The sequence below is a fragment of the Isosphaeraceae bacterium EP7 genome, from assembly GCA_038400315.1.
Classification (GTDB): Bacteria; Planctomycetota; Planctomycetia; order Isosphaerales; family Isosphaeraceae; genus EP7.
In genome coordinates this window covers 4,939,969-4,966,471 of the sequence record CP151667.1, presented here as the reverse complement: position 1 = coordinate 4,966,471, position 26,503 = coordinate 4,939,969, and the positions used below count along the sequence as shown (strand labels likewise).

Below are 26,503 nucleotides of genomic sequence, written 5' to 3'. Positions count from 1 at the left end.
AGGTCGGGGCAACATGATGACGCGACCACGGCCGCTGGGCAAGGCTCGACCGGAGAGGGGCGGCGTCGGTCCTACTCGTCGTAGGAGAACACCCGGACTCCCTTGACCAGATCGCCGATCGAGACGGCAGTTTGGCCGGGGAAGACGCAGTAGGTGGGGAAGGGGTCGGTGCCGTCGATGATGAGCTGACGCTCGTTGGGCTGGCGGAAGCCGACGTCGCAAGGCTGGTGGCCGGTGATGAAGAGGTCGACGTCGGCCATCTGGGCGAACCGATCGAGGGTCTCCGGCTGAGTATCCCGGCCCCAGGTCAGGGCATAGACGGTGCCGCCGCGTGCCATCTGCTCGGGCGTGAAATCGTCGGATTCGAGGACGGCAAGGTCGACCCGGTCGAGGTCGAAGCCGTCGGGAATTGTGTGACAGAGCATGACCCGATTGGGCAGGCGGACGGCTAGGGCAAAACTGCGGAAGAGTTCGTGATAAGCCGTCATGATCGGGTCGGCCATCTCGCCGTATGCGGTCTCGACTCCCTGGCGGAAGAGGCCATTGAGCGGGACGCCAGCCTTGGCGATCGACCGGCCGGTGATCTCCGACAGCTCATGGTTTCCCATGATGACATGCAAGCGATTGGGATACTTGCACTTCAGGGCGGCGATGATGTCGACGAGCTGGTGCGACTTGTCTCCCCGATCCTCGGTGTAGTGGCGTGGCCCGTGCACCAGTTCCTGCAGGACCAGATGCCGTTTCGGGTTCGCGTCGAGCGCCGCACGCTCCAGGATGCCACGGAAGGCCGGGGTATTGCCGTGCAGGTCGCCGACGACCATGACGTCTTCGGCGTCGACGGGCCTGACGGTGGCGCCCGTCCTCCCCGGTGTGCCGCGGAAGAGGACGGTGGCCTTCTGGACCGTGGCGAGCACTTTCTGGGGATCGGGCATCGTCGAGTTCCGCGGAGGGCGCTTCAGCCAGTGTGTCTATCGGACCGGATCGATCGTCGGTCTTGGACCTACGAATTCAGCTCGAGCGCCTCTTCCCAGTGTTCATAGAGCGCGGCGAGCGCGTTCTTGAGCTCTTCGTGCGCGAGATGCAGGTCGCGGACCTTGACGGGGTCTCGATAGGTGGCGGGCAGGCCGAGCGACTCCTCGACCGCGGCGAGCTTGGCCTCTTCCAGGCCGATCTCACGCTCGACCTCGGCGGCCTTGCGGTAAGGATACTTTCGCTTTCGGCGTTCGGTCTTGCCGTCGTCCTTCGAGCCGGTAGGCTGCGGCTTCGCGGCGACGGCAGCATTGGCCTTTGCGGCCTGAGCAGCGCGGGCCTCGTCGGCTTGTCGCTGATAGAACTCGTAGTCGCCTTCGACGACGCGGGCCTTGCCGTCGGCGACGACGATGATGCGATCGGCAACCTGGTTGAGGAAGTAGCGATCGTGGCTGACGACCAGGATCGTCCCCTCGAACTCGCGGAGCGACCGCTCGAGGGCCTCGCAACTCCAAATATCCAGGTGATTCGTCGGCTCGTCCATCACGAGGAGGTTGGCGGACGTGGCCGCAAGCCGTGCCAGGGCCGCCTTGGCCTTCTCGCCACCTGAGAGCTTGCCGACGTTGGAGAAGACGATGTCGCCGGAGAGTCCGAACCGGGCCAGGATATCTCGGAGGTCTTCCTGGAGGAGGTCGGTCTCGCCGTCGGGCCAGACGGCACGCAGCACGGAGGTCTCGGGGGCGAGTGAGGCGAGTCCCTGGTCGTGATAGCCGACGAGCACCTTGTGGCCGATCTTCACCTCGCCCGAGTCGGGCTTCTCCAGACCGATGAGAGTCTTGATGAGCGTCGTCTTGCCCGCGCCATTGGGCCCCATCACGCCGATGCACTGACCGCGTAGGATTGAGACGTTCAGCTCCGTGAACAGGGGCATGCTGAACGCCTTGCTGAGGCGGCGAGTCTCGATGACGATGTCGCCCGAGCGGTCGACCTCGCCGAAGCCCATGACGGGGCCGGAGATCTCGCTCATCAATTCGAGCCGATCGATGCGGGCGAGCTTCTTCTCGCGGTCATGTGCCTGGGTGGACCTGTTCCCCGCCTTATACTTGCGAATGTAGGCTTCCTGGTCGGCGATATATTCTTGCTGCTTCTCGTACTGCTTGCGGAGGGCCTCGGCCTTCTCGGTTCGCAACTTCCAGTATTTGGTGTAGTTGCCGGGGTAAGACTCGATCTTCCCCTCGTGCAGCTCCCAGATCTTGGTGACGACCTTGTCGAGGAAGTAGCGGTCGTGGCTGACGATGACCATGCCGACGGTCTGCCGGCTGAGATAGCTCTCCAGCCATGTAGTCGTGGCGATGTCGAGGTGGTTCGACGGCTCGTCCAGCAGCATCAGGTCGGGGCTTTCCAGCAGCAGCTTGGCCAGCATCATGCGTGATTGCTGGCCCCCCGAGAAGGTGCGGGCCGAGCGCGTGAAGTCTTCGGTGCTGAAGCCAAGGCCGCCGAGGATCTCCTCGACTCGGTGGTCGACGGAGAAGGCATCCTGGTGATCGAGGCGGTCCCGCAGTTCCTCGTATTTGCGCGAGGCCCTGTCGCGGTCGCCGTCGTCCTCGGCGTCGGCAATCTCTTGGGCCGCCTCCTCGAGGGAGTCCTGGAGTTCCAGCAGCGAGCCGAGGCCCGAGCGGGCGACGTCGATCAAGGTCTCGTCGGGACCGATCTCGGGGTGCTGTTTCAGCAGACTAATTCGCACGCCGGGACGGACGTGCATGTGGCCGTAGTCGGCCTGATCCTGCGACGCCAGGAGGCGCATCAGGGTCGTCTTGCCGGCGCCATTGGGTCCGACGAGGCCGATGCGCTCGCCGGCACGGATGTCGAAGGAGAGATCCTGGAAGATGGGGTCGCCGGCGAACTGGCGCCCGAGCGATTTGGCCGAGACGAGGATCATGACGCGTCGATCACCCGGGGAGGAGCAGGATTCGCGGTCGCTCAACCCGGCGACTCGACTCGGTCCATCTTAGCCGATCTCGGACCGCTTGAGGCCGTCGGCCGGCCGATTTTTCGTGCCGACGTCCCTACGTTACTCTCCCAGGGTCCGCTTCTTCCTGAGCATGTGATGGTAATGCTGCGCGAATCGGTGGGCTTCGTCGCGGACGTATTGCAGAAGTCTGAGCGAGAACGAGCGGCGACGGAGGACGATCGGCTCGGACCGCCCGGGGATGTAGATCTCCTCATCACGCTTGGCCAGCGAGATGATCGTCGGCGGTTTCACGCCGGCCGACTCGAACGCGGCCAGCGCGGCATTGAGCTGCCCCTTGCCGCCGTCGATCAGGAAGATATCCGGGAATGGCTCATCCTTCTCACGCAGGCTGACGATCCGCCGGCTGACCACCTCGCGGATCGAGGCGAAGTCGTCGACACCCTTCACCGTCTGGATCTTGTACCGGCGATAGCCGGGCTTGAACGGCAGCCCGTCGATGAATGAGACGAGCGACCCGACCGTCTCGGTGCCGCCGAGATGGGCGATATCCACACCGTCGATGGTCCTTGGCGTTTTCTCCAGATGGAGCACTTTCTGGAGTCCGCGAAGGCCGCGCTTGGGATCCACGTAGAAAACTTCGGGCTGGGCATGCTTGTCGAGGTCGCCGCGGAGCTTCAGCGAGTCGAGGGCCTTGATCTCGTCCCGTAGCCGTCCCGCCTTCTCGAACTGGAGATTCTTGCTGGCCTCGCGCATGTCGGCCTCCATCTCGGCGAGCAGCGCATCCTTACGCCCGTCGAGGAAGAGGCAGAGACGGCGGATGTCCTTGCGGTAGGCCTCGCGGTCGATCCGCAGGTTGCACGGGGCGGTGCACTGGTCGATCGAATGGAGCAGGCAAGGTCGGAACCAGCGCCAACGGGGGTCACCGTCGGCAATCTCAAGCTCGCAGGTCCGGAACTTGAAGACCTTCTGCAAGACCTGGATGGCCCCTCGCAGGCTCTTGGCCCGAGGGAAAGGGCCATAGAGCTTCACGCCGCGGTCGAGCGGAGTCCGGGTGAAGTTGACCCTAGGGAAGTCCTCGCCGATCGTGATTTGCAGGTAGGGGAAGGACTTGTCGTCCTTCAAGTCCTGATTGTGCCGGGGCTGGATGTCCTTGATCAGCCTCGCTTCCATCAGGAGGGCATCGACTTCGCTCTCGGCGGGCAGGAAGTCGATGTCGACGACCTCGCCGATCCAGTCACGGATCCGAGCATCGTCGGCGGCCGTCTTCTGGAAGTAGGAGCCGGCGCGGGCGCGGAGGTTCTTGGCCTTGCCGACGTAAACGACCCGTCCCTGGGCGTCCTTCATCAGGTAGAGGCCGGGGCCGGTGGGGAAGGTCCTGACCTTCTCGCCCGGCAAGATGACCTCGATGGGGACGTCGGCCATGGTGGTTGATCCCGATCCTTGGGCGTCGCGCCCCGATTGGCGCGACGCGGTCGATAGGTGCTCGAACGATCAGGGTTTGCCGACCACTGTGGCGACGAACTGATCGAGGTCGGCCGCCATCCGGGCCATCAGCTTCGACGTCTCGGCCTTCACCGGCACGAGCTGGGCCAGGTCGTTCAGGTCACGGGTCTCGCCGCGGGCGAACAGGTAGAACTTGATCTTGGGCTCGGTGCCCGACGGCCGGACGGCAAACCGGACGCCCGGGGCATCCAGATGGAAGATCAGGAGATCGCCCGAGGGCTGGGGCAGGGGGGTCACCTTGCCATCGCGGGCGTCGCGGACCTCGTGTGTTTTGTAGTCGTAGACTTCCGTGACGGCAAGTCCGGCGACTTCCTTCGGAGGTCGAGTGCGGAAGGCTTCCATCAGGGCCTTGATCTGGGCGACCCCCTCGCGGCCTTCGAGAGTTTTATTGATCAGCCGCTCGCCGTAATAGCCGACGTCGAGATAGAGGTAGTCGAGGTACTCCAAGACCGTCTGCTGGCGATCCTTCAACTGGGCGGCTAGCTCGGCAAACAGGAATGCGGCGACGGCGGCGTCCTTGTCGCGGGCGTAGGTCCCCTTCAGGTAGCCGTGCGACTCTTCGAATCCGAAGAGGAAGCCGGCGGGGCCCATCTCGTCGATCCGCTGACCGATGTACTTGAAGCCGACGAGCAGGTCGTCCTCGCACTTCACCCCGTGCCGGACCGCGATGGCCCTGGCCATCTGGCTCGAGACCATCGTCGTGACGATGTAATGGTCGTCGCGGAGCTGCCCCATGGCGCTCGTTTGCCTGATGACGAAGGCGGTCAGCAGCGCGCCAATCTGATTTCCGTCCAGCGTGGTCCATTCGCCCGCGGGGTCGCCCGTGACGGGCAGACCCACGCCGATCCGGTCGGCGTCAGGGTCGCTGGCCAGGACGAGCAGGGCGCCGGTCGATCGGGCTTCCTGGATGGACGCGTCGAGGGTCTTTGGAATCTCTGGATTGGAGACGTGCCCGGGGACATTAGGGAAATCGCCGTCGGGCGAGCGCTGGGAGGCTAGTACGTTGACCTTGCTGAATCCGGCCGCCTTCAGGGCTGCGGCGACCGAAGACTCGCCGACCCCGTGCATCGGCGTGTAGACCAGCGACAGGTCGCGTGCGACGGAGACGGATTCGTTGAGGACGGAGTCGATATAGAACTTATCCTCGGCTTCGCCGACCAGCACGATCGTGCCCGCCTTGATCGCCTCGTCCAGGTCCTCCAGCGGGATGACCCGCTCCGACGCCAGCTTGACGCACGCGATGATCCCGGCGTCGTCGGGGGCGATGACCTGGCCCCCGTTGGCGGCATAGCACTTGAAGCCGTTGTCCTGCGGCGCGTTGTGGGATGCCGTGATCATGATGCCGGCGTCGCATTTCAGGTGACGCACAGCCGTGGAGAGCAGGGGGGTCGAGCGAGGCTCAGGGAAGAGGTAGACCTTGAATCCCGCCGCGGCCAGGACGCGGGCGCAGACCGCGGCGAACTCGGGAGAGTTGTGGCGAGTGTCGCGGGCGATGACGCACGACTTCGGCGTCGCCTCCCCCTTCGTCTTCAGGACGTAGTCGGCGAGCCCCCGGGCACTCTCGGCCATCGTCCGCTCATTGAGGACGTTCGTGCCGACGGGATACATCTTGCCGCGACGGCCGCCGGTGCCGAACTCGAGCACGGCGTAGAACGCGTCATCGAGGGTCTTCCACTTCGCCTGCTCAATGTCCCGCTCAAGCAAACTGCGATAGGCCGCGAACGGCTCCTCGGTGAGCCAGCGCCGGATCTCCGCGGCGGCGGAGCCGGAGAGGTCTCCCGACTTCTCGGCCTTGTCGACGCGTGTCAGGCTCTCGTCACTCGAAGACATCTCACGGCTCCAGGCTCGTCTCTCGCCCGGATCGAAATGTCCGGGCTACGTACGCCTCATGATGAAGCCCCGGCCGGCAGTTGACAACCCCTCGACCGCGAGACGGCAAATCACCAGTCTTTTTCTGCTCATTTCGGAAAAAATCGCCCCCAATCGGATGACATAACTCGAAACTTGAGCAGCATTTCCGTCGGAAAATGTTTCGCGTGTTGATCTTGTAAGAACCACTTATTTGTAAGAACGTAACAAGGCCGGAACGGCGATTGGTCCGGCGCAAGTTCGATGCAAGTGGGGAACAAGCCGGGTGGGCGGGGAAATGGAAATCCGAACCACCGAAGTTTCCAAGGTTTGCGACACACGACGCGAATTTTCGGACAGATTCCGCCGCGATGGCATTGGGCTTGCTTTTCTTCAGAGCCATCAAGCCCGCCCCGAAATGATGCGGTTTTCCTCAAGTTTCGACGCCTGAAACGCAACGGAAAGTCGCCTCGATGATCGGGGTGGATACTTCACTCTTCCGCCCCCTCGGGGGGCCGCCGATATGGGCAAGGAGGCCCGAATGACTCGGATGTCCGTCCGCCATCAGCCGTTGATGGAAAATCTTGAGTCCCGACAGGTCCTGTCCTCCGGCGGCCCGACCGCGGAGGCCCAGTACATGCTCGAGTTGGTCAACGCCGCCCGCTCGAACGCCGGGGCCACCATCGATCGTCTCACGACCAAGCTCGACGACCAGACCGTCAACACGCTGGCCTACTACAAGGTCAACCTGCAGGCCGAGAAGCAGGCGATCGCGTCGATCACGCCGAGGGCTCCTCTCGCCTGGAGCGACAAGCTTGCCGCGGCCGCCACGGCCCACAGCCAGGACCAGGCGGCCAACGGCTTCCAGTCGCATACCGGCTCCGACGGGTCGAGCTCCAACGATCGAATCACTCGTACCGGCCTCGACGCGTCGGCCACCTCCGAGAACGCCTACGCCTACGCCGACTCGGTCGACGACTCCATGCGGGCCTTCCTGATCGACTGGGGTGTGGACAGCAAGGGGCACCGCAACAACCTGCTCCAGACGAACTCGTCGGACCAGAGCTTCGACGAAATCGGCCTCGGGATCGTCAAGAGCAACAAGCCCGGATTCGGCCCGCTCGTCGTCACCCAGGACATGGCCCGCAGCACCGGCGACAAGTCGCAGGTGCTCGGGGTTGTCTATGACGACAAGAACGGCAACAACTTCTACACGCCCGGCGAAGGCGCCAGCGACGTGACGATCCAGGCGAAGAATGTCAGCACCGGCAAGGTCTCGCAGGTTCAGACCTGGGATTCGGGCGGGTACCAGATTCCCCTCGACCCGGGCACCTATCAGGTCTCGGCGACCGACGGATCGAAGCTGATCGGGAGCCAGTCGGTCAACATCCAGTCGTCCAACGTGAAGGTTGACTTCCGCATTGATCAGTCGCAGGCCGGTGACGCCACCCCGCCCGTGACCATCGCCAAGCCCGTCTCGGTGATCCAGCCCGTCCGAGCCCAGGCCGCCGTCGCCAGCCCCGTAAAGACCGCCGTCGTCACGCCCGTGAAGACCCCGGTTGTCGTCCCCGTGAAGACCCCGGTCGTCACCCCCGTAGTGGCCGCCGTCGTCACGCCCGCCGTGACCCCGGTCGTCCCTCCCGTTTCGACGACCCCGACCAAGTCTCAGACGCCCGACACCAACGCGTCGCAGCCGATCTCGTTCAGGGATTCCACACTGGCCCCCCTGGCCTCCGCGAACTCGAAGCCCTCCGCCTCCAGCTTCGACCCGAGCTGGATCACGAGCTGGTCGAACTGGAAGCCCTCGGCCAAGGCCAAGGTCTGAACCTTCACCGTCTGACCTTCCTTCGTGCTCCGGCAATGCCCGCGGACCCGCCAGACCGGCGGCCGCGGGCATTGCCGTTTGCACTGGGGCTATGTTTTCAGGCTTGATCAATCCCGTCGAAACGACAGATCAAGGGAAGTCCGCCACCGGCACGGCCCGGTATTCGACCCCCGACCACGTCGCGTCGGGCGACCACGCCCGGTTGATCTCGGCCAGCCGTTCCGCTGCGTCGGCCAGGTGAGGAACGGGGAACATAGCTAACTGAGTGGGCAGAAATCCCCTGACAGCTTTAAAGTCCGGCGCGTCCCATTCCGTCGATTCCCCCAGCCGACCGAAAAGGGCCGCCAGTCGGATCGAGCCAGGTTTCTGGGCGGCATGCGGCGCGACCGTCGCACCCAGGGCCGATTGAAGCTCGTCCTCGCTGCACCAGACCTGCCAGGCGTCGGGAGCCAAGTCGGCAAGATCGAGCGTCGCATAGCGATCGACCTCGGCCCATTCACGCCTCGGCATCCAGATCGCGAGGACAACCCGCCCCTCGCGCCACGACAGCACGGGGTAGACACCGGACGGCACGCCCTCGACCTTCTCAATGCGAACGACAAGTCTCGTCGGCCAGTTCAGGGTCAGGCTGACATCGACCCAGCCGATCGCCGACTTGTTGCCGACCCTGAGATGCGTCGTAGTCCCCTTCCGGGGCCAGGTATCGAAGACCTTGGCGAACATGGTATGCCGGATCGGCTCTAGCATCGGCCCGCCCGGAGTCTCGGAGACCGGGATCGAAGTCCCTAGCAGCAAGACCCTCAGCGGCAGCGGACCGACCAGGGCGATTGGCTTCGTCGAGCTCGGGTAAGCCGTCCCAGCAATGGTTGACATCGGAGCCAGCCGAGCCATCGCCAGAAGGACCCAATGGCTGCCCTTCCAGGCGACGACCGCCAGGGCGAGGAGAGCCACGAGCGTTGGCAAGGGGTAGCGGATCGGCGGTGGCCTCACGAGGACGCCCCTTCGGCACGCCGCGAACGTCCCGCGATCGATCGAGTCACAAGCAGTCCGCCGACCAGCGTGAGGAAGAGGAACGAGCCGACCGGGGCAGGGACGACCATGCCCGGGATGAAGACCGCGGCCTCGCCCGCCTTCGACTGCCCTCGGTAGTACACCTTCACCGGCCTCAGCGTCCCGTCCGGGATGGCGCGTTCGCTGCGATAGATCAGCCGATAGCTCGACCCCAGCCGCTTCGCCAGTTCCTCATAGATCGACTTGAGCTGGTCGACCTGCCGGGCCAGATAAGCCTGCCCGCGGGTTTCCTCGGAGATCGCTTTGAGCAAGTCAACGGCGATCTGGCGCTCGTCCCCGAGCCCCAGCGTGTGGACTGGCAGGCCAAACTTTCGGGCCCTCTCGACCACCGATTCCGGACGACGGGTGCTCGATGTGTCGATGCCGTCGGTCAGGGCCAGGACGGCTCGCCGCCCGGTCTCGTCTCCCAGTAGCTCGACCGCCCGATCGACCGCGTCAAAGAACGAGGTGGCCCCGAACGGCTCAAGCTCGTCGACCGACGCCTTGACCGCCTTGAAATCGGTGGTGAACGGGCAGACGACCCGGACCTCGGTGCTGAACGCCACGACGGCCACCCTCGATCCCGCCGGTAGCCCTTCCAGGAAGGTCCCCACCGCCCGCTTCATGCCGTCAATCCGGCTCTCGTGCCCCATGCTCCCGCTGTGGTCGACCACCAACACGATCGTCGTCGGCTTTCGCTCCGTCGAGATCGGGGCTTCGAACTCGAGGACCGGCACTTCGAGGTCATACTCGGTGACCCGGAACGCCCCCTTCTCCGCGTCCAGCACGAATGCGCCGCCCGACTTGCGAACCTCGAACGCCAGCTCGATCTCGGGGAATTTCGACTCGTCGGCCTGAGTCACCACAACAGTGGCCGGTGACTCGGCAACCGTCTTGGGCTCCTCCGCAATCACACGCATGCTCATCCCGGTGATGACCAGCAATGAACCAACCAGGATTCGAGGGACCATCAGTCCGGCCTCCCCACTGCATTCCGCCGATGCGACGCGTACCAGGCCGCCACCGCCGCGCCAAGCGCCGCCCAGGCCAGCAAGCCGACCAAAGGCCCGCCCCAGGCCAGGGGGCCCTCAATGACGCGGCTCATTGCCAGGGCCAGGCTCGCGGCCATCGCCCCGACGATTGCTCCGGCCATTGTCCCCGAGACAGGCAGCGACGCCGGTTGTCGCCGCAGGCCATCCACCAGGCCAGCCAGCCCACCCAGGCCAAGGCCGAGGGCCGCGGGACCGGCCAGCCCACGATCCTGGCCGAGCAGGCTCCCGCCAACCCAGAGCAATGTTCGGAGGAGGAGGCCAAGGCTCGCACCGACCAGGATCAAGGCAGACGGACTCAGGGTCTCCAACCAGGGTACCATCGAGACGCGAGGCTCATGTTCGGAGTCGACCACCTTCGCAGAAGAACCCGTCCCCTCGACGCGGATTGCCACCCGCGACTCGCCACCATCGGAGACGACCTTAAGTTCGGCCATCAAGGGGACGGTCCCGCCGTCCGGACGGCTGATTTCCAGCGTCACCTTCGACGATTCGGCGACGATGAACGGCGCGGACCGTGCACCTGAGATCAGTCGAAGCCAGGGGACACCCGGCAGCTCGACCGACCCGCGCAGCAGCCGATAGCCGACATTCGACACGGTCAGTTCGCGCCTGATCGTCGCCCCGGCCTCGATCCCGCAAACAATTGAGGTCGGGTGAACATCCAGCTCGGGCTTGATCGCCTTTGCACTTGGCAATCCGGCCAGCCAGAAGTCCAGGCGCTCGGCGGCCGACCCTCTGTCGGGCAAGGGAGGCTGGCCATGCCTGAGGAGGTAAGCCGACAAACGGCCGGTCTCGACCTCGGCCACCATCCCCTGCCAGTGCTGGGCCGAGAGGGTGGCGAAGTCATCCCAATCATTGCACGTCAGCCCTGAGAAGCGGAATGGCTCCCGGGGGGACTTGCTGGGACGAGGGATCTCGACATTGCCGTTGGCCCTTGAAAATCGGACCTGGACTCCTCCCAGATCGATCAGATCACCGTCCGCCAGCGGGTGCGACCGACCGGGCAAGATTCGCCGCCGATTGACGAACGTTCCGGCCGGGCTCTCCAGGTCGCGCACGGCAACGACTCCGACCTCGCATTGAATCGAGGCCTGAGAATCGGCCAGGCGACGGGCGCCCGCTTCCTGGTCGGAGAGGTCGATTCGTCGCCCCGGACCGTTTGCCGCTCCCACGATCGTCTCGCCGGGCGCGAGGGGGTAGCTCGTTCCAGGGGCTCTTCCCTTCGTCACAGTCAATGCCCAGCTCATCTCGGACACGGTCGGCACCTCAACTCGGTCCATCGGACGGGCTTCGACTTCTAGCGGCTGCGGAAGACCAGCAAGGTCTGACCAAGCTCGACGCGGTCGCCATCGGACAGCCCTGTCGGGCCGGCCACGTCGGCCCCATTCACTCGGGTCAGGCCCCCCGAGACCGGGTGAAGGATGTAGCCTCGGCCGTCTCGTCGGATCTCGGCATGGGCTCGGGCGATCGTCGGATCGGCAAACAGGCCGATGTCGGCCCGCTCATCCAGGCCCAGCGTGACCACCGGCCTGAGGACCAGGTAGGAACGGCCTTCCTGACGACCCGACATCACCACGACCCAGGCACGCCGCAAGGCCTGCTCGACTGCCGCCAGGGCCAGTCCCAGCCCGGCACCCAGGACCACGATGCCGAGCCCCTGGCCCAAATCGTAGCGGCTGCCGAACGACTGACGCAGCAGCTCGAAAAGGAACCCGCCGACCAGCCCGCCGAGACCTCCGCCGATCAAGCCGAAGGCGAGTTTCTGCCTCGACCGGTAGGCAAGCCCCTGGCTGGCCCCGATCCCAAGGCCCAGGATCGACCACGATACCGAACGCCCCAGAAGTCCCCCTTGGAGCCCGCCCAGGACGAACTCGCCCAGCACCAGGCCGAGGGCACCGCCGATCGCGCCGGCCAACGCCCCCCAGGCCGAGGCCCGGGCCATCGCAGGCCATGAACCATCCCGCATCGGCCCCGACGCATTCAGGGCGAACCCGATCATGCCGCCGATGAGCCCACCGGCCAGGGCGTCTCGCATCCAGAGCGAGCCGACGTGGACGAGCTCGGTGTACTGGTACAGGCCGAAGGCCGCGCCAATACCGCCGGCCACGGCCAGGTCGATGGCCTGTCGGAGGTCGGCGTTTCGCAGGCCGGCTCTCTGGAGAATCTCGCTCATGGAAGCCGCCGCAGGCCGCGGCCCCCCTCGGAGATCACGCGTGCGATATGGCCGAAGGCGCCGACAAGCTCACCCTGGCGGGCGAAGATCGAGCCGGCCTCGGTGCTGGCCAGCTTCCGCAGATAATCCAGATCGGCGGAGCCCATGCCGATCGCGACCACCTCGATCTTCCGCTCGCGCAACGCCGCGGCTTCGGCGATCGCATCGTCGGCAGCATCGGGGTAGCCGTCGGTCAGCGCGACCACATATCCCAGTCGATCGGAGCCGACCAGGCGGTCGCCGGCCATCCTCAACGCGTCGGACAGGTTGGTCGTGCCGTCGGCTTCGAGTCGACCGATCGCCGCCTGCACTCGCCTGGGGTTGTCGGTCGCTTCGGCCTGCAAGACGACCTCGTCGCTGAAGGAGATCAGGCCGACCTGCATCAAGGTGAAATCGCACTTCTCCAGGAACCCGCGAGCCGCCTCCTGGGCCTCCTGCAAGGGGGGGCCGGCCATGCTCGAAGAGACGTCGATCAGCAGGTAGATCGTCGCAGGTCTAGGCTTCGACAATTTCGGCTGCGGCGGCGGGCCGTCAAGCCACGAGAGGTCATCGGGCACGGGCTCGACTGTCAGGGTCAGGGCATGGCCGGTGTCGCGCTGGTTCGCCTTCACCTGGACGACCCCATTCTCGTCGTACGACATCCGGACGTCGACCGTCACCGAGGCATCCGTCGGGGCGATTCCATTGAAGACATATTTTCCCAGGATCGAGCAGTCACGCGGCTCGTCGCTCTCGCCCTGGGTCAGGTAAACCTCCAGCCGATCATTCTCGCCGCCGTGGGTCGCGTGCAGATAGGACTTACCATACTCGGCGGGGATCGGCAGGTTGCGGCGGATGACGTGGTCGTTGACGTAGCGGGTGCCTTCGGGGTTGAGGGCGACCACACCCAGGCTGTGCGACATCACGTCCTTGACCCTGCGTGCCCCGGACAGGTGAAACCTGGGGGTGGCATCGGTCGTCTCGACCCCTGCGTCAGCCGAGGCCTGGATCGCCGCGCCCAGAGCGACGACCTCGTCGACATTGACCCCGGCCCTAGGGTCGCGTCCCGCCATCTGCCGGACATAAGACCTGACCATCGGCATTCGGGTCGAGCCGCCGACGAGCAGGATCTCCGACAGCCCCGACCAGCCGAGGCCCGCCTCGCCGAGGGCTTCATCGGTCAGCCTTCGCGTCCGGTCCATCAACGGCGAGGTCATCCCCTCGAATTCGGCCCGGCTCAGCTCGTAGCTCCGCCGCTCCGACCCGAGTTGGAGCGAGATTCGCGTCGAGGCCCGATCGGAGAGCTGCCACTTCGCCTGCTCGCTGCGAGAAAGCAGCTCATTGAGCAGGACAGGGTCATCGAGCGGGTCGAGGCCGGTGTCGCGTTCGAATCGCTCGGCCAGGAACGTGGCGATTCGATCGTCCCAGTTCTTCCCGCCCAGGTCGTGGTCTCCGGCCGTGGCCAGGACGACGACCTCGTCGGGCTCGATCCTGGCGATGGTGACGTCGAAGGTGCCCCCGCCCAGGTCGTAGATCAGGACCGTCTCGGAGGTCGCGGCCTGCTTCAGACCGTAAGCCAATGCCGCGGCCGTGGGCTCGTTGATGATCCGCAGGACATCCAGCCCTGCGAGTCGGCCAGCCTCGATGGTCGCTTTGCGTTGAGGATCGCCGAAGTAGGCGGGCACGGTGATGACCGCGCGGTCCACGTCCTGACCGAGCGCCGCCTCCGCGTTCTCTTTCAGCCTGCGCAGCACGAGCGCCGAAAGCTCGGTTGCTGAGTAATCCTTGCCACCGAACCGAAGCGTCCACAGGGGGTTGCCCATCTGCGGCTTGAAGAAGCTGGCGACTTCCTCGGTGCCGAGCCGGGCATACTCCTTGGCCTCCTGGCCGATGGCCGGCGGATTGGTGCCGAAGTAGAGGACCGACGGGGTGATATTCTGGCCTTCGCGATTGGCCAGGACCTCGGGGCGGCCGTACGCATTGCGCGCGGCCACCACCGAGTTGGTCGTCCCAAGGTCGATGCCGACGAAGGCGCCCATCGCCAGACCCTCCCGCTCAGGAGACGTTCAGGAGCCGCAGGGCCGAGGATCGCTCGGCGACCTGCTCGGCGTTCAGCACGGCCTCGGTCTCGAAGTCGACATCGATCGAGCCTCCGCCAGTCAGGTCGGTGGCGCTGACGGTCAGGCGACCGTCGCGGCTGATCGCGAACTTCACCCGGATTGGGCTGCGGGCAGGAAGGCCGGGGGGCAGATTCAGGGTCGCCGTGCCCACGTCCTTGCAGTCGAGCGGCTCGGGGCTGTCGCGCTCTCCGGCCATGATCTTGATGTCGACTCCCGCCTGATCGACCTGGTCGGTGCCGAAGTCCTGCTGAGAGTCCATCGGCACTTCGCCATTGCGGGGCAACAGATAGACGACCTGCTCCTTGCCGGTGTCGTCCTTGGCCAGGACGCCGAGGCTTTTGGACAGGACGTTGACGATCCTCGTGCTGACCAGCTCGCGCACTGGGCCGGTGAGCGTGAAACCGACCGATCGCTCGATCTCGTCGAGCGCCGCAGTCATCTCCGCCTCGCTGACGGCGGCCAGGTCGTGCGGCTGCCCATTGTCGCCCGACTGCCCGTCTGGCGCCAGGATCTCGGCAACTTGCTGCTGGAGCGACTCCTTGAGCCCAAACAGCGCGGCCCCCTTGGCGACGGCCTCGTCGGGGTCGTACGCCTCGGGCTCCTTGCCGAATTCGGCCACGAGCCGATCGCGCACCTGAGGCATCCGGGTGGCACCGCCGACGAGGATGATCTTGTCGAAGGCGGTGACCCCCTTCTCCTCGGCATCGCGGAGCATGTCGCGGGTCAGCTCGATGGTCCGGTCGAGCAGATGAGCGGTGATCTCGTTGAACTTGGGCCGGTCCAATTCGACTCGGGCCTGCTGGCCTGCGTGGGTCACGCGGAAGGGGGCTTTGTCGCGCTGGGTGAGAGTCTTCTTGCCCCGCTCTGCCTGGAGGAACAAGTCGTTCAAGACCTCCGGGTCGTCCATCGGGTCGTCTTCCACACCGGACTGGGCGCGGAACTGATCGGAGAGGTACATCACGATCGCCTCGTCCCAGAGCGTCCCGCCTAGGCGGTGGTCGCCGCCGGTGCAGATGACCCTGATGAGGCGGTCGCGGATCTCGATCATCGTCACGTCGAACGTGCCGCCGCCCAGGTCATACACGAGGACGGTCTGGTCCTCGCCGTGCTCGAGTCCGTAGGCGATCGCCGCCGCGGTGGGTTCGTTCAGGATGGCCCGGACGTTCAGGCCGGCGAGGCGGCCGGCATTCGCGGTGGCCTCGCGTTCCTCGGTGCCGAAGTAGGCCGGGCAGGTGATGACCACGTCCGTGATGGGATCGCCGTCGCCCAGGGCGAGCTGCGCGTCGCCGACGACCTTCCGCAGGATGAAGGAGCTGATGTCCTCGGGCCGGTACGACTTGCCGTCGTGCTCGAACACGAAGTTGGGATCGCCCATGTGCTGCTTGACGCGGCCCACCACCCGGTGCGGTTCGACCTTGGCGGCCTCCTTGGCCGTATTGCCGACGATGACGCTCTCGCCGTCGAACAGGACGACCGAGGGGGTGATCCGCTCGCTCTCCTGGTTAGGCAAGATCACCGGCTTGCCATGCTCGTCAACATAGGCGATCGCCGAATAGGTCGTCCCAAGGTCGATCCCGTACACACGCGTCAGGGGGTCGCTCACGTCGAGGGCTCCGTGCAAGTCCGGCCTGTCATTGGCGATCCGCAGTCCGGCCGTCCCGGGTCATTCGCCCGCCGACCTCCGCTATTGTACCGGGCCCGACTCCTCAAGGCGCTTTGTCAATCCTCGGCTTCGAACGAGAGAGGCCCCCGGTCATTGGTGACATGGCGGGGGCCTCTCGGACGTCGGTCAATCGATGGAGATTTCCGTCACTTCGAGGCAGACGCCAGTGCCTCGACCTCGCGCGAGTGGACGCCTTCGACGATCTCGCGTTCAAGCGGGTGACCGCCGCCGAGGAATTCGCCGACGCCCATGATGTACCCTCGCTCGCCATGCTGCGAGAGGTCGAGGCCCGCCTCCTCGTCATCGGCGTCGACCCTGAGGCCGATGACCAGGTCGACGAACTTGAGAAGGATGAACGTCACTCCGAAGCTGTACGCCGCGGCCGCCCCGAGTGAGAGGGCCTGAATGCCGAGTTGATTGGCGTGGCCGTCGAGCAGCCCGCCGGGGCTGGAGACTCCCGGCACGATATTTTTGACCGCGAAGATACCGACCGCGACGGCTCCGAAAGCCCCGCCGACGCCGTGGACGCCGAAGACATCGAGCGAGTCGTCGTAATCGAGCTTCGACTTCAGCATGATGGCGCCATAGCAGAGAAAGCAGACGGCCAGGCCCATCAAGATCGCCGAGAACGGGGTGACAAAGGCGGCCGCGGGAGTGATGACGACCAGGCCGGCGACGGCCCCCGTGCAGGCCCCCAGGACGGTAGCCTTTCCCTTGTGGACCCACTCGATCGCGGCCCAGCATGCCGTCCCCGCGGCGGCCGCGGCGTTGGTGTTGACGAACGCGGCGACGGCCCTGCTGTTGGCGGCCAAGGCGCTGCCGGCGTTGAATCCGAACCAGCCGAACCAGAGCAGGGCAGTGCCCAGGGCCGTCATCGTGAGGTTGTGCGGATGCATCTCCTCCTCGCCCAGCCCCTTTCGTCGGCCCATGACGAGCACGCAGCAGAGCGCCGCGATCCCCGAGATGACGTGCACCACCAGGCCGCCCGCGAAATCCAGGGCACCCAGCTTGAAAATCCAGCCATCGGGGTTCCAGACCCAGTGGGCCACGGGGTCGTACACGAACGTGGCCCAGAGCAGCGAGAAGGTCAGGTAGGCCGAGAACTTCATCCGCTCGGCGAAGGCCCCCGACATGAGCGCCGGCGTGATGACGGCGAACATCCCCTGGAACACCATGTGAAGCTGATGAGGGATCGTTGGGCCGTAGTCGGCCACGCTCGAAGGGGCCAGGCCCACGCCCGAGAGGCCGACCCAGCTCAGGCCGCCGACGAGGCCTCCGAAGGCATCGGGGCTGAAGGCCAGGCTGTAACCGTAAAGGATCCACTGAAGCGTCATCACCCCCAGCATGATGAAGCTCTGCTGGAACGTCGCCAACACGTTCTTGCGCCGGACCATGCCCCCGTAAAAGAGCCCCAGTCCCGGGGTCATCAGCATCACGAGCGCGGCCGAGATCATCACGAAGGCCGTGTCGGCGCCGTCGATCGCCGGGGCGGTGGCCTGCGTGGCCGCGACAACGTCCTCGGACCAGGCGGCCGAGGGATACGTCAAGAGCAGGGCGATCGCAGCTCCGGTCAGGCCTCGGGGCAAGGCTCGGCATCTCATCAGGGAAATCCTCGGTGGGCCTGCTTCGGCCAATGCAGAGAGACCATCACGGCGCGTAAAGCGCTGACGTTAACGGCGCGGAGTGCAAGTCCGGTCGAACTCGGGTCGGTGGCAACGATTGCAGGGAGGGAAGTTCTTTCCTCGCAGGCCGGCCTTGAAGATGCAACAGAGATGCCGGGCGGCATTCTCCCCGATCGATGCCTCGATTGCAGCGGAATTCCGGCGATTTTGACTGAGGCAAGGTCGGACTTGCGACGACGGCCTGCGGACGATAGCCTCAATCGACAACGGGCTTGCCGCGATGTTGGGCAGATTTGCCGCTCAACCCGACTCCCCCGGGTTGCACCAGGTTTGGTGGACGAGGACGAAATGCCCGATCGCGAGCGTCAGGGTGATCATTCCGCGAATGGTTCACCCAGGAAGGGCCCCCGCAACGACGGCCCGAGGTCCGGCCCGCCGAAGAAGGGGCCGCCCAAGAAAAAAGGGGGCCTCCGCCTTCGCCTGCTGGGCGAAGACGACTACGAATTCGACCACCCTCCATGCGTCGAGGAGACCGAGCTCGACTACGCCGAGGGGCTGGAGTTCCTCAAGGCCGGCGATCCCGAATCGGCACGCGACGCCCTTCGCTATGCCTTACAAGGCTGCGGAGATAATCTCTATGTGCACACGGCACTCGGGGAGCTAGCGCTCAGCGAGTTCAACGACCCGAAGCTGGCACGCGGCCATTTCGGCTACGGGTTCGAGCTCGGCGTCAGCGCGTTGCCGCCGAACTTCCACGGCCGCTTGCCCGCACACCGCGTGGCCAACAAGCCGTTCCTGGAAGCCGCGGCCGGCCTGATCAAGTGCTACGAAGCCCTGGGCATGCCCCGGGAAGCCGCCGATCTCGCGGCCAGCCTGAAACGCTGGACCCGCCCCTGATCCGGAGAGAGGGATCAAGGGCCGTCGAAGGGGACGCCCGCCGATCGCAACGAATCCTGGAGCGCCCGCGCGGCTTCGCCGAACTTCTCAGGGCCGGTGAAGCCGTACATCGCCGCGGCGACCTTGAGGTGTGGCTCCAGGACGGCATAGCCCGAATAGCCGTGGGCCACGGCATCGGCGATCAAGCGAGCGATCTGACCGTCTCCCTTGCCGCAAGGGACGATGGATCGGGTCAGGCTCACGTAATCCTTGACGTGGAAATGCGTCACCCTCGGGCGAAGAAGGGCCCAGGCCTCGTCGATCCCCTGGCCGACTTCCAGATAGTTGGCGGGGTCGAACGCGTGCGAGAGGCTCGGCGAGTTGACCGTCTCGAGGATGTCCGAGACGCGGGCCGCGGTGTCGCCGTAGATCCCCTTCTCGTTCTCAAGCAGAAGCGAGACCCCGCGTCCTTCGGCGATCCTGGCCTTCTCAGCCATCCGACGCATCACCTCGTCGCGGTGCGGCTCGGGGGCGTCGCCCTCGGGAATGTAATAGCTGAAGATCCTGATCCGTGGGCAGCTGTAGAAGTCGGCGAGTTCGAGGGCCCGGTCGAAGCGTTCGAGGTGGGGCTCGAACGGATCGGTGATCTTGATTTTGCCGATGGGCGAGCCGATGGCGCTGAGCGTGAATCTGCGGGCCTTGAGCAGCTCGCGAAACGCCTCATGCTGGGCGTCGTCGAGGTCCAGGACATTCAAACCGAGGATCGAGCGGAACTCGATGTGGTGGATCGCCAGGGACTTCAGGACGTCCATCTGCTCGGCCGGATCTTCGGAAATCTCATCGGCAAAGGCGCTCAGGTGGATCATCGGTTGGTCCAAGGGCGGGTCGTCGTCGGTCGGTCCTGATGCGGCTTATCGTAACACCTCCCCCGGAATCCGCTAGCGTCTCATGGCCGGGCGTCCGGGGGCGCGATAGAATCGGCTCGGCCAACCTCCCCCGCGGTCACGCCCTTTTGGAATTCGCCATGGTCTCCTTCCTGGTCGCCTTCGCACTCTACTGGTTCATGTTCTTCGTCGCCTCGTTCTTCGTGATCGAGCTGGCCCAACGCCAGTTCTACGACGAGGTGACGCCCTCGGCCGGCCTGAAGGTGACGGCGGGCTCGTTCATCATGGCCGCGCTGGCCATGTGGGCCCGGCCTTCCTACGAGACCATGTACACCGCCGAGTTGCACTGGACGGCGCTCCAGGCGATCGTCTGGTTCCTGATCTTCGTCTTCATCTATCAATTCCACCCGCTTCACGCCCTGATCGTCAGCCTGGCCACCCTGCTCCTGATTCCAGGCGCGGCAACGATCGCCGCCGAGAGCCTGACCCGGGCGCGGCCCGTCGATCGTCGGACTCAGTATCGAGAAGACCCCAAGCCGATGCGCAAGTCGGCCCTGCCGGACCTGTCCAGGCCGGCCCCGAAGGCCGCACCCGCGCCGGTCAAGAAGTAAAACCCCTCTTAAATCCCGCCCCCGGTCGTCTTCGATCAGGGCGGGAGCTGGCGGATGGTGCCGGCGACGACACCCGCGAGGCGGTCGGCCGCGACGAGCGCGTCGGAGCGAAGCTGGAGCAGATCCTTGATCCGCCCCGGTTTCTTCCAGAGCGTGCCGAGGACCGCCCCCACGCGATAGCTGCCGCTGGCCGCCATGATTGTGGCGATCTCGCGCGGCAGGTCGGCGCCCGCCTCGTCGCTGATGACACGAATCGGGATCAGCCGGACCCCGCGCTCGCTGCAAACTTCCGCCACAGCCGACGTCTCCATGTCGACCACTGTGGCACCATGCTGAGAATGCAGCTCGGACTTGGCAGCGGCCGTGGTCACGACCGAGTCGACCGTGAGCAGACGGCCCGACCGAAAGCCGAGTTCCGCCGCGTTCTCCGGCAGCGCGAGGTCGATCGTGTAGCTCGCCCCGGCGAGGTCGACGACCTCATTAGGAAAGACGACGTCCGACTTCTTCAAGATCGGGTCGAGCGACCCGCCGAAGCCCGCGCTGAGGATCCATCGAGGGCGGTGGCCTTCGATGAGCACACGAGTTGCCTCGCGAGCCCGCCCTCGACCGATCCCGGCGATGACGAGCGCGACGAGGCGATCCTCGAGTTCCCCTTCGAGTATCGTGAACCTCGGCCCGCTGTACTTGCGGACCTGTTCCATCCGGTCCGTGAGATAGCCGACCTCGATCGGCAGCGCGGCGACGATGCCGATCTCCGCCGCAATCGGAGCCTCGGCCTTCTTCGGGCCCTTGGTCATCGAGGGCCGCCGATTGCCGTCGCAGCCTGACGTTCCGGCCACGCTCCCGCGGTGATCGCTGCCCGATAACGAGACAGAGCCATCAGTGGGAACGAAATCCGATAGTAGTGATATTTCAAATAGAAGACCTTGGGGAAGCCGGTCCCCGTGAATTGCGGCTCGTCCCACGACCCGTCGGCCTGCTGGCGTCGGGTCAGATAGTCGATTCCGCGCTGAACGGCTTCCGTCCCGGCACGGCCCGCGGACACGAGCCCGAGCACGGCCCAGGCCGTCTGCGAGGCCGTGGTCTCGCCCCGTCCCATCAGGTTCCGATCGTCATAGGTCTCGCAAGTCTCGCCCCAGCCGCCGTCGGCTTGCTGGACCTGCTCAAGCCAGGCCACGGCCCGGACCACGGCCGGGTGCGTCATGTCGAAGTCGATCGCCTTCAGGCCTTGCAGCACCTGCCAGGTACCGTAGATGTAATTGACGCCCCAGCGGCCGTACCAGCAACCTTCCGGCTCCTGGGTCTTCCAGAGATACGCCAAGGCTCGGGAGATCGCCGGGTGATCGGCGCGATGGCCGAGCACGCCCAGCAGCTCGACGATGCGCATCGTGATATCGGCGCAGCTCGGGTCGAGCATCGCGTTGTGGTCGGCGAACGGGACCTTGGTCAAGACTTCGAAGTCGATGTCGACGTCGAAGGCCGCCCAGCCGCCATCCTTGTTCTGCATCGCCAGCAGCCAGGCGACCCCCCGCCTGGTGGCGTCCTGCACCGCGGTCTCGCCCGCGATCGAGGTCCTGAGCAGGGCCAGCAGCACCATCGCGGTATCGTCGATGTCGGGATACCAGCCGTTGCGATACTGAAAATGCCAGCCGGTCGGCTCGGGACCGGGCCGCCGCTTGTGCCAGTCCCCTTCGATTCGGATCTCACGATCGAGGAGCCAGCTCGCGGCCCTCAGGAGGTCGGGGTGGTCGTCACCCAGCGACGCGTCTGCCTGCGCGATCGCCGCGATGGCCGTGTCCCAGACCGGCGAGACGCAAGGCTGGAGACGCGCGGTTTCGCCGTCCTCGATGAGCAGGTCTTCGAGCTGCTTCATCGCCAGCTTGTATTTCGGCTCGTCTCGTCCGACGCCAAGGCACTCGAACGCGACGATCGTGTAGATCATCGGCGGGAAGATGGCGCCCAGGCCGTCGGAATGCTCGAGATGCTGCTCCATCCATCGCTCGGAGGCATTGATCCCTGGCCGACGCACGAACCGCGGCAGGATCAGATCGCTGAGCTTCAGCAGGCGATCGCCGACGAGGAAGAAATTCTCCCAACTCACCGCGCGCTTCGTCCTGCGGCTCACCCGCCGGGGCCGGTCGAGCCGGAACAGCTCGGCGATCCCGCGCTCTTCCGGCAGGTTCCGCACCGGCTTGTAGGCCGACATGATCGCCAGCGGGACCACGATCGTCCGGGTCCATGCCGACATCGCACCCAGCCCGTAATTGTGCGGCAGAAGGGCCAGCTCGGGAGGTACGCTGGGGCATTCGTCGTAGGTCATCTGGCCGAGGAGAGCCAGATAGAATCGGGTGAAGCTGTTACAGGCCTGGGCTCCGCCGAGCTCCAGGATTCGGTGCCGTGCCCGGACCATCCTCGGATCATCGATCCCCAGCCCGGTCAGCTTCAGGACGAAATAGGCCTTCACCGACGAGCTGATCTCGGCCGGCCCACCCGGATAGATTGCCCAACCTCCGTCTTCCAACTGCTGGAGCAGGATGTAGGCGGCCGCCTTCTGGCAGATGGGCTCTCGCTCGCGTCCTAGGAAGGTCAGGAGCAGGATGTACTCCGACTCCAGGAGCGAATCGCCTTCCAGCTCACCAACCCAGTGGCCATCGGTGGCCTGGCGTTCGAGCAACCAGTCTCGGCTCGCCGCGATCGCTTCATCGAGCCGCGAGTCCGCCTTGATCGGTCTGCGAGCGGCGTTTTCCGCGATGGGCCCGGTCCTACCGAGCGACGTCAGCGAGGCAGTGTTGGAAGGCATCCCTACCCGACTCCGGGGCGAAGCGGACGAATCTCGGGGCATTCCGGCGTCGGCGCCGGATCATTCAGGAGAGTCGGATCGTAAGAGCCCCGGCGGCTACCCGGCAAGCCCAAACCGTTACACCGGCACGACTTTTCGCCGTGCCGGTGCGGCCGGGCCTGCAAACTCCGCGCAGCCCCTTCAGTTTCCGGTTTCCTCGACGACGATCTTAGGCTGGACGCGGAAGCCGCGGAGCAGCGGCATCGACCTCAAGATCGCTTCGACTCTCGGGGAGTCGTCCGCATGAATGACCTGGATGTTCAGGTCGAGCTCCTCGCCGGAGAGACGCGTGCGATCGAGATGGGCGAGGTCGCCGAGTTGACGCTGGACCTGGGCTTGGAGGTAAGGTTCGACGTCTTCGGGACGTCCCTTCTCACGCAGGGGGTTGGGATGCTCGGTGTCGGGAACCTGGAACCGGAGTTGATCGTCCACGCTCTTCACGCCCGGCTGGAGCTGTGCCGTCCGGTGGACGAGCATCGCCTCGTAGGCCGTGGGGACCTGGCCACGCAGGGTGGCAATCCCGTCATCGACCGATGCCTGGACGGAGAGACCTTCGAGGGCCGGCCGTCGGGCGAGAGAGGCTCTGAGCCTCTCGCCGGCACTTCCTCCCGCCGCAGCGGCCGGCTTTTCCGCCTCATCGGGGCTGAACTCGGGTGCAGGACGGCGCTCGGCGGTCTCCGGCGTGGGCGGAGGAATCGGGATTGGCGGCGGCGGCGGTGCGTCGGCGGCCTCGGATCTGGCAGCCGAAGATCCAGGGACCGAAGGATCAACGGTAAGGAGGTTGATGACCTCGGTCACACCCTGGGTCTGGGCCAGCTTCTGGCCGACCCCCACGCGTTCGGCCATGGTCGAGACGGTTCCTCGCAAGGTCGCCACGCCGAGGGGATCGATGGTCGCCTCGACGGTGTTCGATGCCCCGCGACCCGCCGCCGGTGCGTTCACGTCGTTTCCGGCCAACGGGGCCGATTCGCCCAGCCGGCTCGCGGAGAGTTCTTCCCAGTAGGGAGGATAGGAAATCACCGGAGGCTCCCAGATCTGGGGAGCATCGTAAGGGCCGAGCAACGGCGAGGGGTAAGCCAGACCATAACCACCCCCGTAGCCGTAAAGGCCGAAGGCAGGAGGGACGATGTAGGTGTCGATCAGCGCACCCTGGGCGCGTGCCATCGCACGCTGCATCGCGGTATCGATGATGAGCTGGTCGGTGAACGCCACGCCCGAATTGATCGCGGTCCGGATGGCCACGTCATAGATGGCCTTGCTACCAACCCGACCCGTGAGCAACGCCCGGCCGTTCTTGGTTGTCACGCCGATCCGATAAGGAGCAGTGACCGGATTCGACTGGAGGCTCGACTGGAGCGAGGCAACGGGGGATGCCGGCGCCTGACGGGACGCGGTCGGAGGTGCCTCGGCCGTTCGGCCGACCGGAGGTGGAGTTGTCCGCTGTGCGACCGCCAATGGTGATGCGATCGCCAGGGCGGCCATGCAAACGTTGGCCGACAGGGCCGCGCGACGGAATCGATGCCGCGTCATGGTGCAGGACCTCCCGGGAGAGACCCCGGCGGCCGTTTATCGGCGCCACGGTCTCCCGGAAGTTTACGGCCCGAAAACCGGCAGAACAAGCGATTCAGCTCACAACGGACGGGATCGGCCGCATCCCGTCCGCCTGCAATTTGTCATTCAATCCGCCGTTCAGCGGATCTCGACCGGCTCGATTGTCAGGTTGCCGAAGACCTTTGCGACCGACGTGAACGTCTCATAAGGCGAAACGCCGTCCAGGCTTGCATCGCTGAGCTTGAGGTGGGTTGCGTCAACCTCGGATTGGTTGAAGATCGAGTCGATGGCGACCCATCGCTGATTGACATACACCTCGTTCCACATATGGAACCCAAAGCCACCCAGGCTATCGCCGTAGACGAGCCCGACGGCCACGCGGGCGGGGATGCCCGAGGCTCGGCACATGGCGGCGGTGAGCACGCCGAACTCGGTGCAATCGCCCTCGAGCGTGCGGGCGACCTCATGGGCGGGTGCAAAGGCGGTCCGGAAGTTCTGGCTCTTCATCGTCTTGAAGACGAATTGCTGGATGGCGACCGCCTTGGCCCAGGGATCGTTGCCCGCCGACGCCGTGGCTTTGGCGGCGAGCCTGACGACGGAAGGGTCTTCTGAGTTGATCATCGGATTCGACCGCAGGAACTCATCGCCCGGTGAGGCCTCGGGCTGACCGTCTTGCGGGCCGGCGGTGCGCACGAGGAGAGTCGCCGTCGTGCCGTCGCCGGCCGACTTGGCTTCTTGCCTCCGGTCGGTCGGGAAGAATTGCGCCGGGTCGTTTCCCTTGAACCTCAGGCGATAACTGATGTTCCGGGTCAGCTCGGAACGGGGGATCTTCTGGGTCACCTTCACGACCGAGAGGGCGATCAGGTCGAGCCGTCCCCCCGGGTCGGTTGCCATGGCGGCCTGCTTGGAAGTCCTGTAAGTGTACGAGCCTCCGAAGACGCTGGCGTACTGCTTCAGGGCCTGGCCCGCGTTATCGACCCAGAATGTCGTGCTCTGTTCGAGGTCAACCTTTCCGTCCGGCATCGTGACGATCGACTCGACCTTCATCAATGGACGCTTCACTCCGCCGCCCAACTCCACGTCTTCGACCCCTTTGGCGACGAGGTCGAGCTTGGCGACGACATTCAGGATCGGGATAAACATCTTGAGTTGACGCGTCTCGCCCACCTTGATGGGAGAGCGAGCAAGACTCAGCTCGGCCGCATAGGGTCCGCGGATGTCGGCGGGCCAGTCGATGACCTTCCGCTGTTCGCGGCCGCCCGACGAGACCTTGAGGTCCATCTTGCCGTCGATCACGTCGCCGTGAGTCCGTAACTCGTCGCGTCCCGCCTGAACCCTAGTATCAAGGCGGAGCACTTCCCCTTCGGGGGTCTCGATGGTGCCATAGCGCAGCTTCATACGCAGGCGGTCGGACGACCGGTTGACGTCGATCTCCTGCTCGAACTGGACGTTGATCAGCTTGCGGTCCTTGTCGGTCACCGACATCACCCGCAGGTGGGTGAAGCCGACCTTGGACCCACCGATGTAGACGGCGTCCCAGGATTCATCGGCGCGCGCGGCTCCGACCAAGGTGGCTGCGATCGCCCCGAGGGCGACCACTCCGAGCCAGGCTCGGCGTCCAGGAAGTTGCATCTCAAATCCTTTCGCGTGGACCCAAAGGGGTGCGGCGAACGCCAAACGGCCGGCCCGCGTCGTCGAATCTTACCAAGATCGGCCAGATTCGGATCGCGGATGCAGCCAATCGGCCGCCGAACGGAGGTCCCGCGAGGGATGAAACGATCGGGGACATCGTCTCGCCTAGAATCGGTCGACGACGGGGTGTGTGCGTGTTGGGTGGGGCGCGAGCGGAGGGGGAAACGACGAGCGGCCAGCCCGATTCGAAGAATCGGGCGGCCGCTTCCAACTCATTCTAGGCGAGTCATTCAGC

At 65.4% G+C, this 26,503-nt stretch carries 19 protein-coding genes; 3 read left to right on the top strand and 16 right to left on the bottom strand.

The window, feature by feature from the left end; genetic code table 11:
• Nucleotides 1-71: 71 nt before the first annotated feature.
• The 4 genes from EP7_RS19260 to EP7_RS19245 all read right to left on the bottom strand — a co-directional run bounded on the left by EP7_RS19260 (nucleotide 72) and on the right by EP7_RS19245 (nucleotide 6,274).
• Nucleotides 72-932 (bottom strand): metallophosphoesterase, encoded by an 861-nt coding sequence (locus tag EP7_RS19260; RefSeq protein ID WP_463523666.1) that lies wholly within the window; start codon nucleotides 930-932, stop codon nucleotides 72-74.
• 68 nt (nucleotides 933-1,000) lie between these two features.
• On the bottom strand, nucleotides 1,001-2,953 hold the full coding sequence (locus tag EP7_RS19255; protein WP_463523664.1) for an ABC-F family ATP-binding cassette domain-containing protein: 1,953 nt from the start codon (nucleotides 2,951-2,953) through the stop codon (nucleotides 1,001-1,003).
• 87 nt (nucleotides 2,954-3,040) lie between these two features.
• Entirely contained in the window at nucleotides 3,041-4,363 is a 1,323-nt protein-coding gene (locus EP7_RS19250; RefSeq protein WP_463523662.1) for an excinuclease ABC subunit UvrC, read from the bottom strand.
• 69 nt (nucleotides 4,364-4,432) lie between these two features.
• The gene (locus EP7_RS19245; RefSeq protein ID WP_463523660.1) at nucleotides 4,433-6,274 is read right to left on the bottom strand and encodes a phospho-sugar mutase; all 1,842 of its coding nucleotides are present in this window, start codon (nucleotides 6,272-6,274) and stop codon (nucleotides 4,433-4,435) included.
• A gap of 559 nt (nucleotides 6,275-6,833) precedes the next feature.
• Between EP7_RS19245 and EP7_RS19240 the strand changes: the two genes are divergently transcribed.
• Nucleotides 6,834-8,117 (top strand): CAP domain-containing protein, encoded by a 1,284-nt coding sequence (locus tag EP7_RS19240; RefSeq protein ID WP_463523658.1) that lies wholly within the window; start codon nucleotides 6,834-6,836, stop codon nucleotides 8,115-8,117.
• A gap of 129 nt (nucleotides 8,118-8,246) precedes the next feature.
• On the opposite strand, the gene EP7_RS19235 is transcribed toward EP7_RS19240, so the two are convergent.
• The 7 genes from EP7_RS19235 to EP7_RS19205 form a co-directional block, all read right to left on the bottom strand.
• Nucleotides 8,247-9,107: a hypothetical protein gene (locus tag EP7_RS19235; protein ID WP_463523656.1), complete on the bottom strand. Its 861-nt coding sequence runs from the start codon at nucleotides 9,105-9,107 to the stop codon at nucleotides 8,247-8,249.
• On the bottom strand, nucleotides 9,104-10,138 hold the full coding sequence (locus EP7_RS19230; RefSeq protein WP_463523654.1) for a vWA domain-containing protein: 1,035 nt from the start codon (nucleotides 10,136-10,138) through the stop codon (nucleotides 9,104-9,106). The genes EP7_RS19235 and EP7_RS19230 overlap by 4 nt, the downstream gene beginning before the upstream one ends.
• Entirely contained in the window at nucleotides 10,138-11,499 is a 1,362-nt protein-coding gene (locus EP7_RS19225) for an FHA domain-containing protein (protein WP_463523652.1), read from the bottom strand. The genes EP7_RS19230 and EP7_RS19225 overlap by 1 nt, the downstream gene beginning before the upstream one ends.
• Nucleotides 11,500-11,516: 17 nt before the next feature.
• Nucleotides 11,517-12,392: an FHA domain-containing protein gene (locus tag EP7_RS19220; protein WP_463523650.1), complete on the bottom strand. Its 876-nt coding sequence runs from the start codon at nucleotides 12,390-12,392 to the stop codon at nucleotides 11,517-11,519.
• Nucleotides 12,389-14,449, bottom strand: coding sequence for an Hsp70 family protein (locus EP7_RS19215; protein WP_463523648.1), 2,061 nt, complete (start codon nucleotides 14,447-14,449; stop codon nucleotides 12,389-12,391). The genes EP7_RS19220 and EP7_RS19215 overlap by 4 nt, the downstream gene beginning before the upstream one ends.
• 16 nt (nucleotides 14,450-14,465) lie before the next feature.
• Entirely contained in the window at nucleotides 14,466-16,133 is a 1,668-nt protein-coding gene (locus EP7_RS19210) for an Hsp70 family protein (RefSeq protein ID WP_463523646.1), read from the bottom strand.
• A 206-nt stretch (nucleotides 16,134-16,339) separates the two neighbouring features.
• Complete coding sequence (locus EP7_RS19205) at nucleotides 16,340-17,794, bottom strand: ammonium transporter (protein ID WP_463523644.1); 1,455 nt, start codon at nucleotides 17,792-17,794, stop codon at nucleotides 16,340-16,342.
• A gap of 369 nt (nucleotides 17,795-18,163) precedes the next feature.
• Between EP7_RS19205 and EP7_RS19200 the strand changes: the two genes are divergently transcribed.
• Nucleotides 18,164-18,712 carry a tetratricopeptide repeat protein gene (locus EP7_RS19200; RefSeq protein ID WP_463523642.1) on the top strand — a complete coding sequence of 183 codons (549 nt, stop codon included), beginning with the start codon at nucleotides 18,164-18,166 and terminating at the stop codon, nucleotides 18,710-18,712.
• A gap of 14 nt (nucleotides 18,713-18,726) precedes the next feature.
• Here the strand turns inward: EP7_RS19200 and EP7_RS19195 are convergent, their stop codons facing one another.
• Entirely contained in the window at nucleotides 18,727-19,557 is an 831-nt protein-coding gene (locus EP7_RS19195; RefSeq protein ID WP_463523640.1) for a sugar phosphate isomerase/epimerase family protein, read from the bottom strand.
• Nucleotides 19,558-19,715: 158 nt separating this feature from the next.
• Here EP7_RS19195 and EP7_RS19190 point away from each other — a divergent pair, with 158 nt between their 5' ends.
• Nucleotides 19,716-20,186 (top strand): hypothetical protein, encoded by a 471-nt coding sequence (locus EP7_RS19190; RefSeq protein ID WP_463523638.1) that lies wholly within the window; start codon nucleotides 19,716-19,718, stop codon nucleotides 20,184-20,186.
• 35 nt (nucleotides 20,187-20,221) lie between these two features.
• On the opposite strand, the gene EP7_RS19185 is transcribed toward EP7_RS19190, so the two are convergent.
• The 4 genes from EP7_RS19185 to EP7_RS19170 form a co-directional block, all read right to left on the bottom strand.
• The gene (locus EP7_RS19185; RefSeq protein WP_463523636.1) at nucleotides 20,222-20,983 is read right to left on the bottom strand and encodes a phosphorylase family protein; all 762 of its coding nucleotides are present in this window, start codon (nucleotides 20,981-20,983) and stop codon (nucleotides 20,222-20,224) included.
• Entirely contained in the window at nucleotides 20,980-22,986 is a 2,007-nt protein-coding gene (gene shc / locus EP7_RS19180; protein WP_463523634.1) for a squalene--hopene cyclase, read from the bottom strand. The genes EP7_RS19185 and shc overlap by 4 nt, the downstream gene beginning before the upstream one ends.
• 180 nt (nucleotides 22,987-23,166) lie before the next feature.
• Nucleotides 23,167-24,555, bottom strand: a complete 1,389-nt coding sequence (locus tag EP7_RS19175; protein ID WP_463523632.1) for a BON domain-containing protein — start codon at nucleotides 24,553-24,555, stop codon at nucleotides 23,167-23,169.
• 159 nt (nucleotides 24,556-24,714) lie between these two features.
• The gene (locus EP7_RS19170; protein ID WP_463523630.1) at nucleotides 24,715-26,208 is read right to left on the bottom strand and encodes a transglutaminase-like domain-containing protein; all 1,494 of its coding nucleotides are present in this window, start codon (nucleotides 26,206-26,208) and stop codon (nucleotides 24,715-24,717) included.
• Between the last annotated feature and the right edge of the window lie 295 nt (nucleotides 26,209-26,503).

Coding starts and splice junctions, on each gene's coding strand:
- EP7_RS19205 (WP_463523644.1), bottom strand. CDS start 17,794: ATGAGATGCCGAGCCTTGCCCCGAGGCCTGACCGGAGCTGCGATCGCC.
- EP7_RS19175 (WP_463523632.1), bottom strand. CDS start 24,555: ATGACGCGGCATCGATTCCGTCGCGCGGCCCTGTCGGCCAACGTTTGC.
- EP7_RS19240 (WP_463523658.1), top strand. CDS start 6,834: ATGACTCGGATGTCCGTCCGCCATCAGCCGTTGATGGAAAATCTTGAG.
- EP7_RS19190 (WP_463523638.1), top strand. CDS start 19,716: ATGGTCTCCTTCCTGGTCGCCTTCGCACTCTACTGGTTCATGTTCTTC.
- EP7_RS19195 (WP_463523640.1), bottom strand. CDS start 19,557: ATGATCCACCTGAGCGCCTTTGCCGATGAGATTTCCGAAGATCCGGCC.
- shc (WP_463523634.1), bottom strand. CDS start 22,986: ATGCCTTCCAACACTGCCTCGCTGACGTCGCTCGGTAGGACCGGGCCC.
- EP7_RS19170 (WP_463523630.1), bottom strand. CDS start 26,208: ATGCAACTTCCTGGACGCCGAGCCTGGCTCGGAGTGGTCGCCCTCGGG.
- EP7_RS19215 (WP_463523648.1), bottom strand. CDS start 14,449: ATGGGCGCCTTCGTCGGCATCGACCTTGGGACGACCAACTCGGTGGTG.
- EP7_RS19185 (WP_463523636.1), bottom strand. CDS start 20,983: ATGACCAAGGGCCCGAAGAAGGCCGAGGCTCCGATTGCGGCGGAGATC.
- EP7_RS19260 (WP_463523666.1), bottom strand. CDS start 932: ATGCCCGATCCCCAGAAAGTGCTCGCCACGGTCCAGAAGGCCACCGTC.
- EP7_RS19250 (WP_463523662.1), bottom strand. CDS start 4,363: ATGGCCGACGTCCCCATCGAGGTCATCTTGCCGGGCGAGAAGGTCAGG.
- EP7_RS19225 (WP_463523652.1), bottom strand. CDS start 11,499: ATGGACCGAGTTGAGGTGCCGACCGTGTCCGAGATGAGCTGGGCATTG.
- EP7_RS19220 (WP_463523650.1), bottom strand. CDS start 12,392: ATGAGCGAGATTCTCCAGAGAGCCGGCCTGCGAAACGCCGACCTCCGA.
- EP7_RS19245 (WP_463523660.1), bottom strand. CDS start 6,274: ATGTCTTCGAGTGACGAGAGCCTGACACGCGTCGACAAGGCCGAGAAG.
- EP7_RS19230 (WP_463523654.1), bottom strand. CDS start 10,138: ATGGTCCCTCGAATCCTGGTTGGTTCATTGCTGGTCATCACCGGGATG.
- EP7_RS19200 (WP_463523642.1), top strand. CDS start 18,164: ATGCCCGATCGCGAGCGTCAGGGTGATCATTCCGCGAATGGTTCACCC.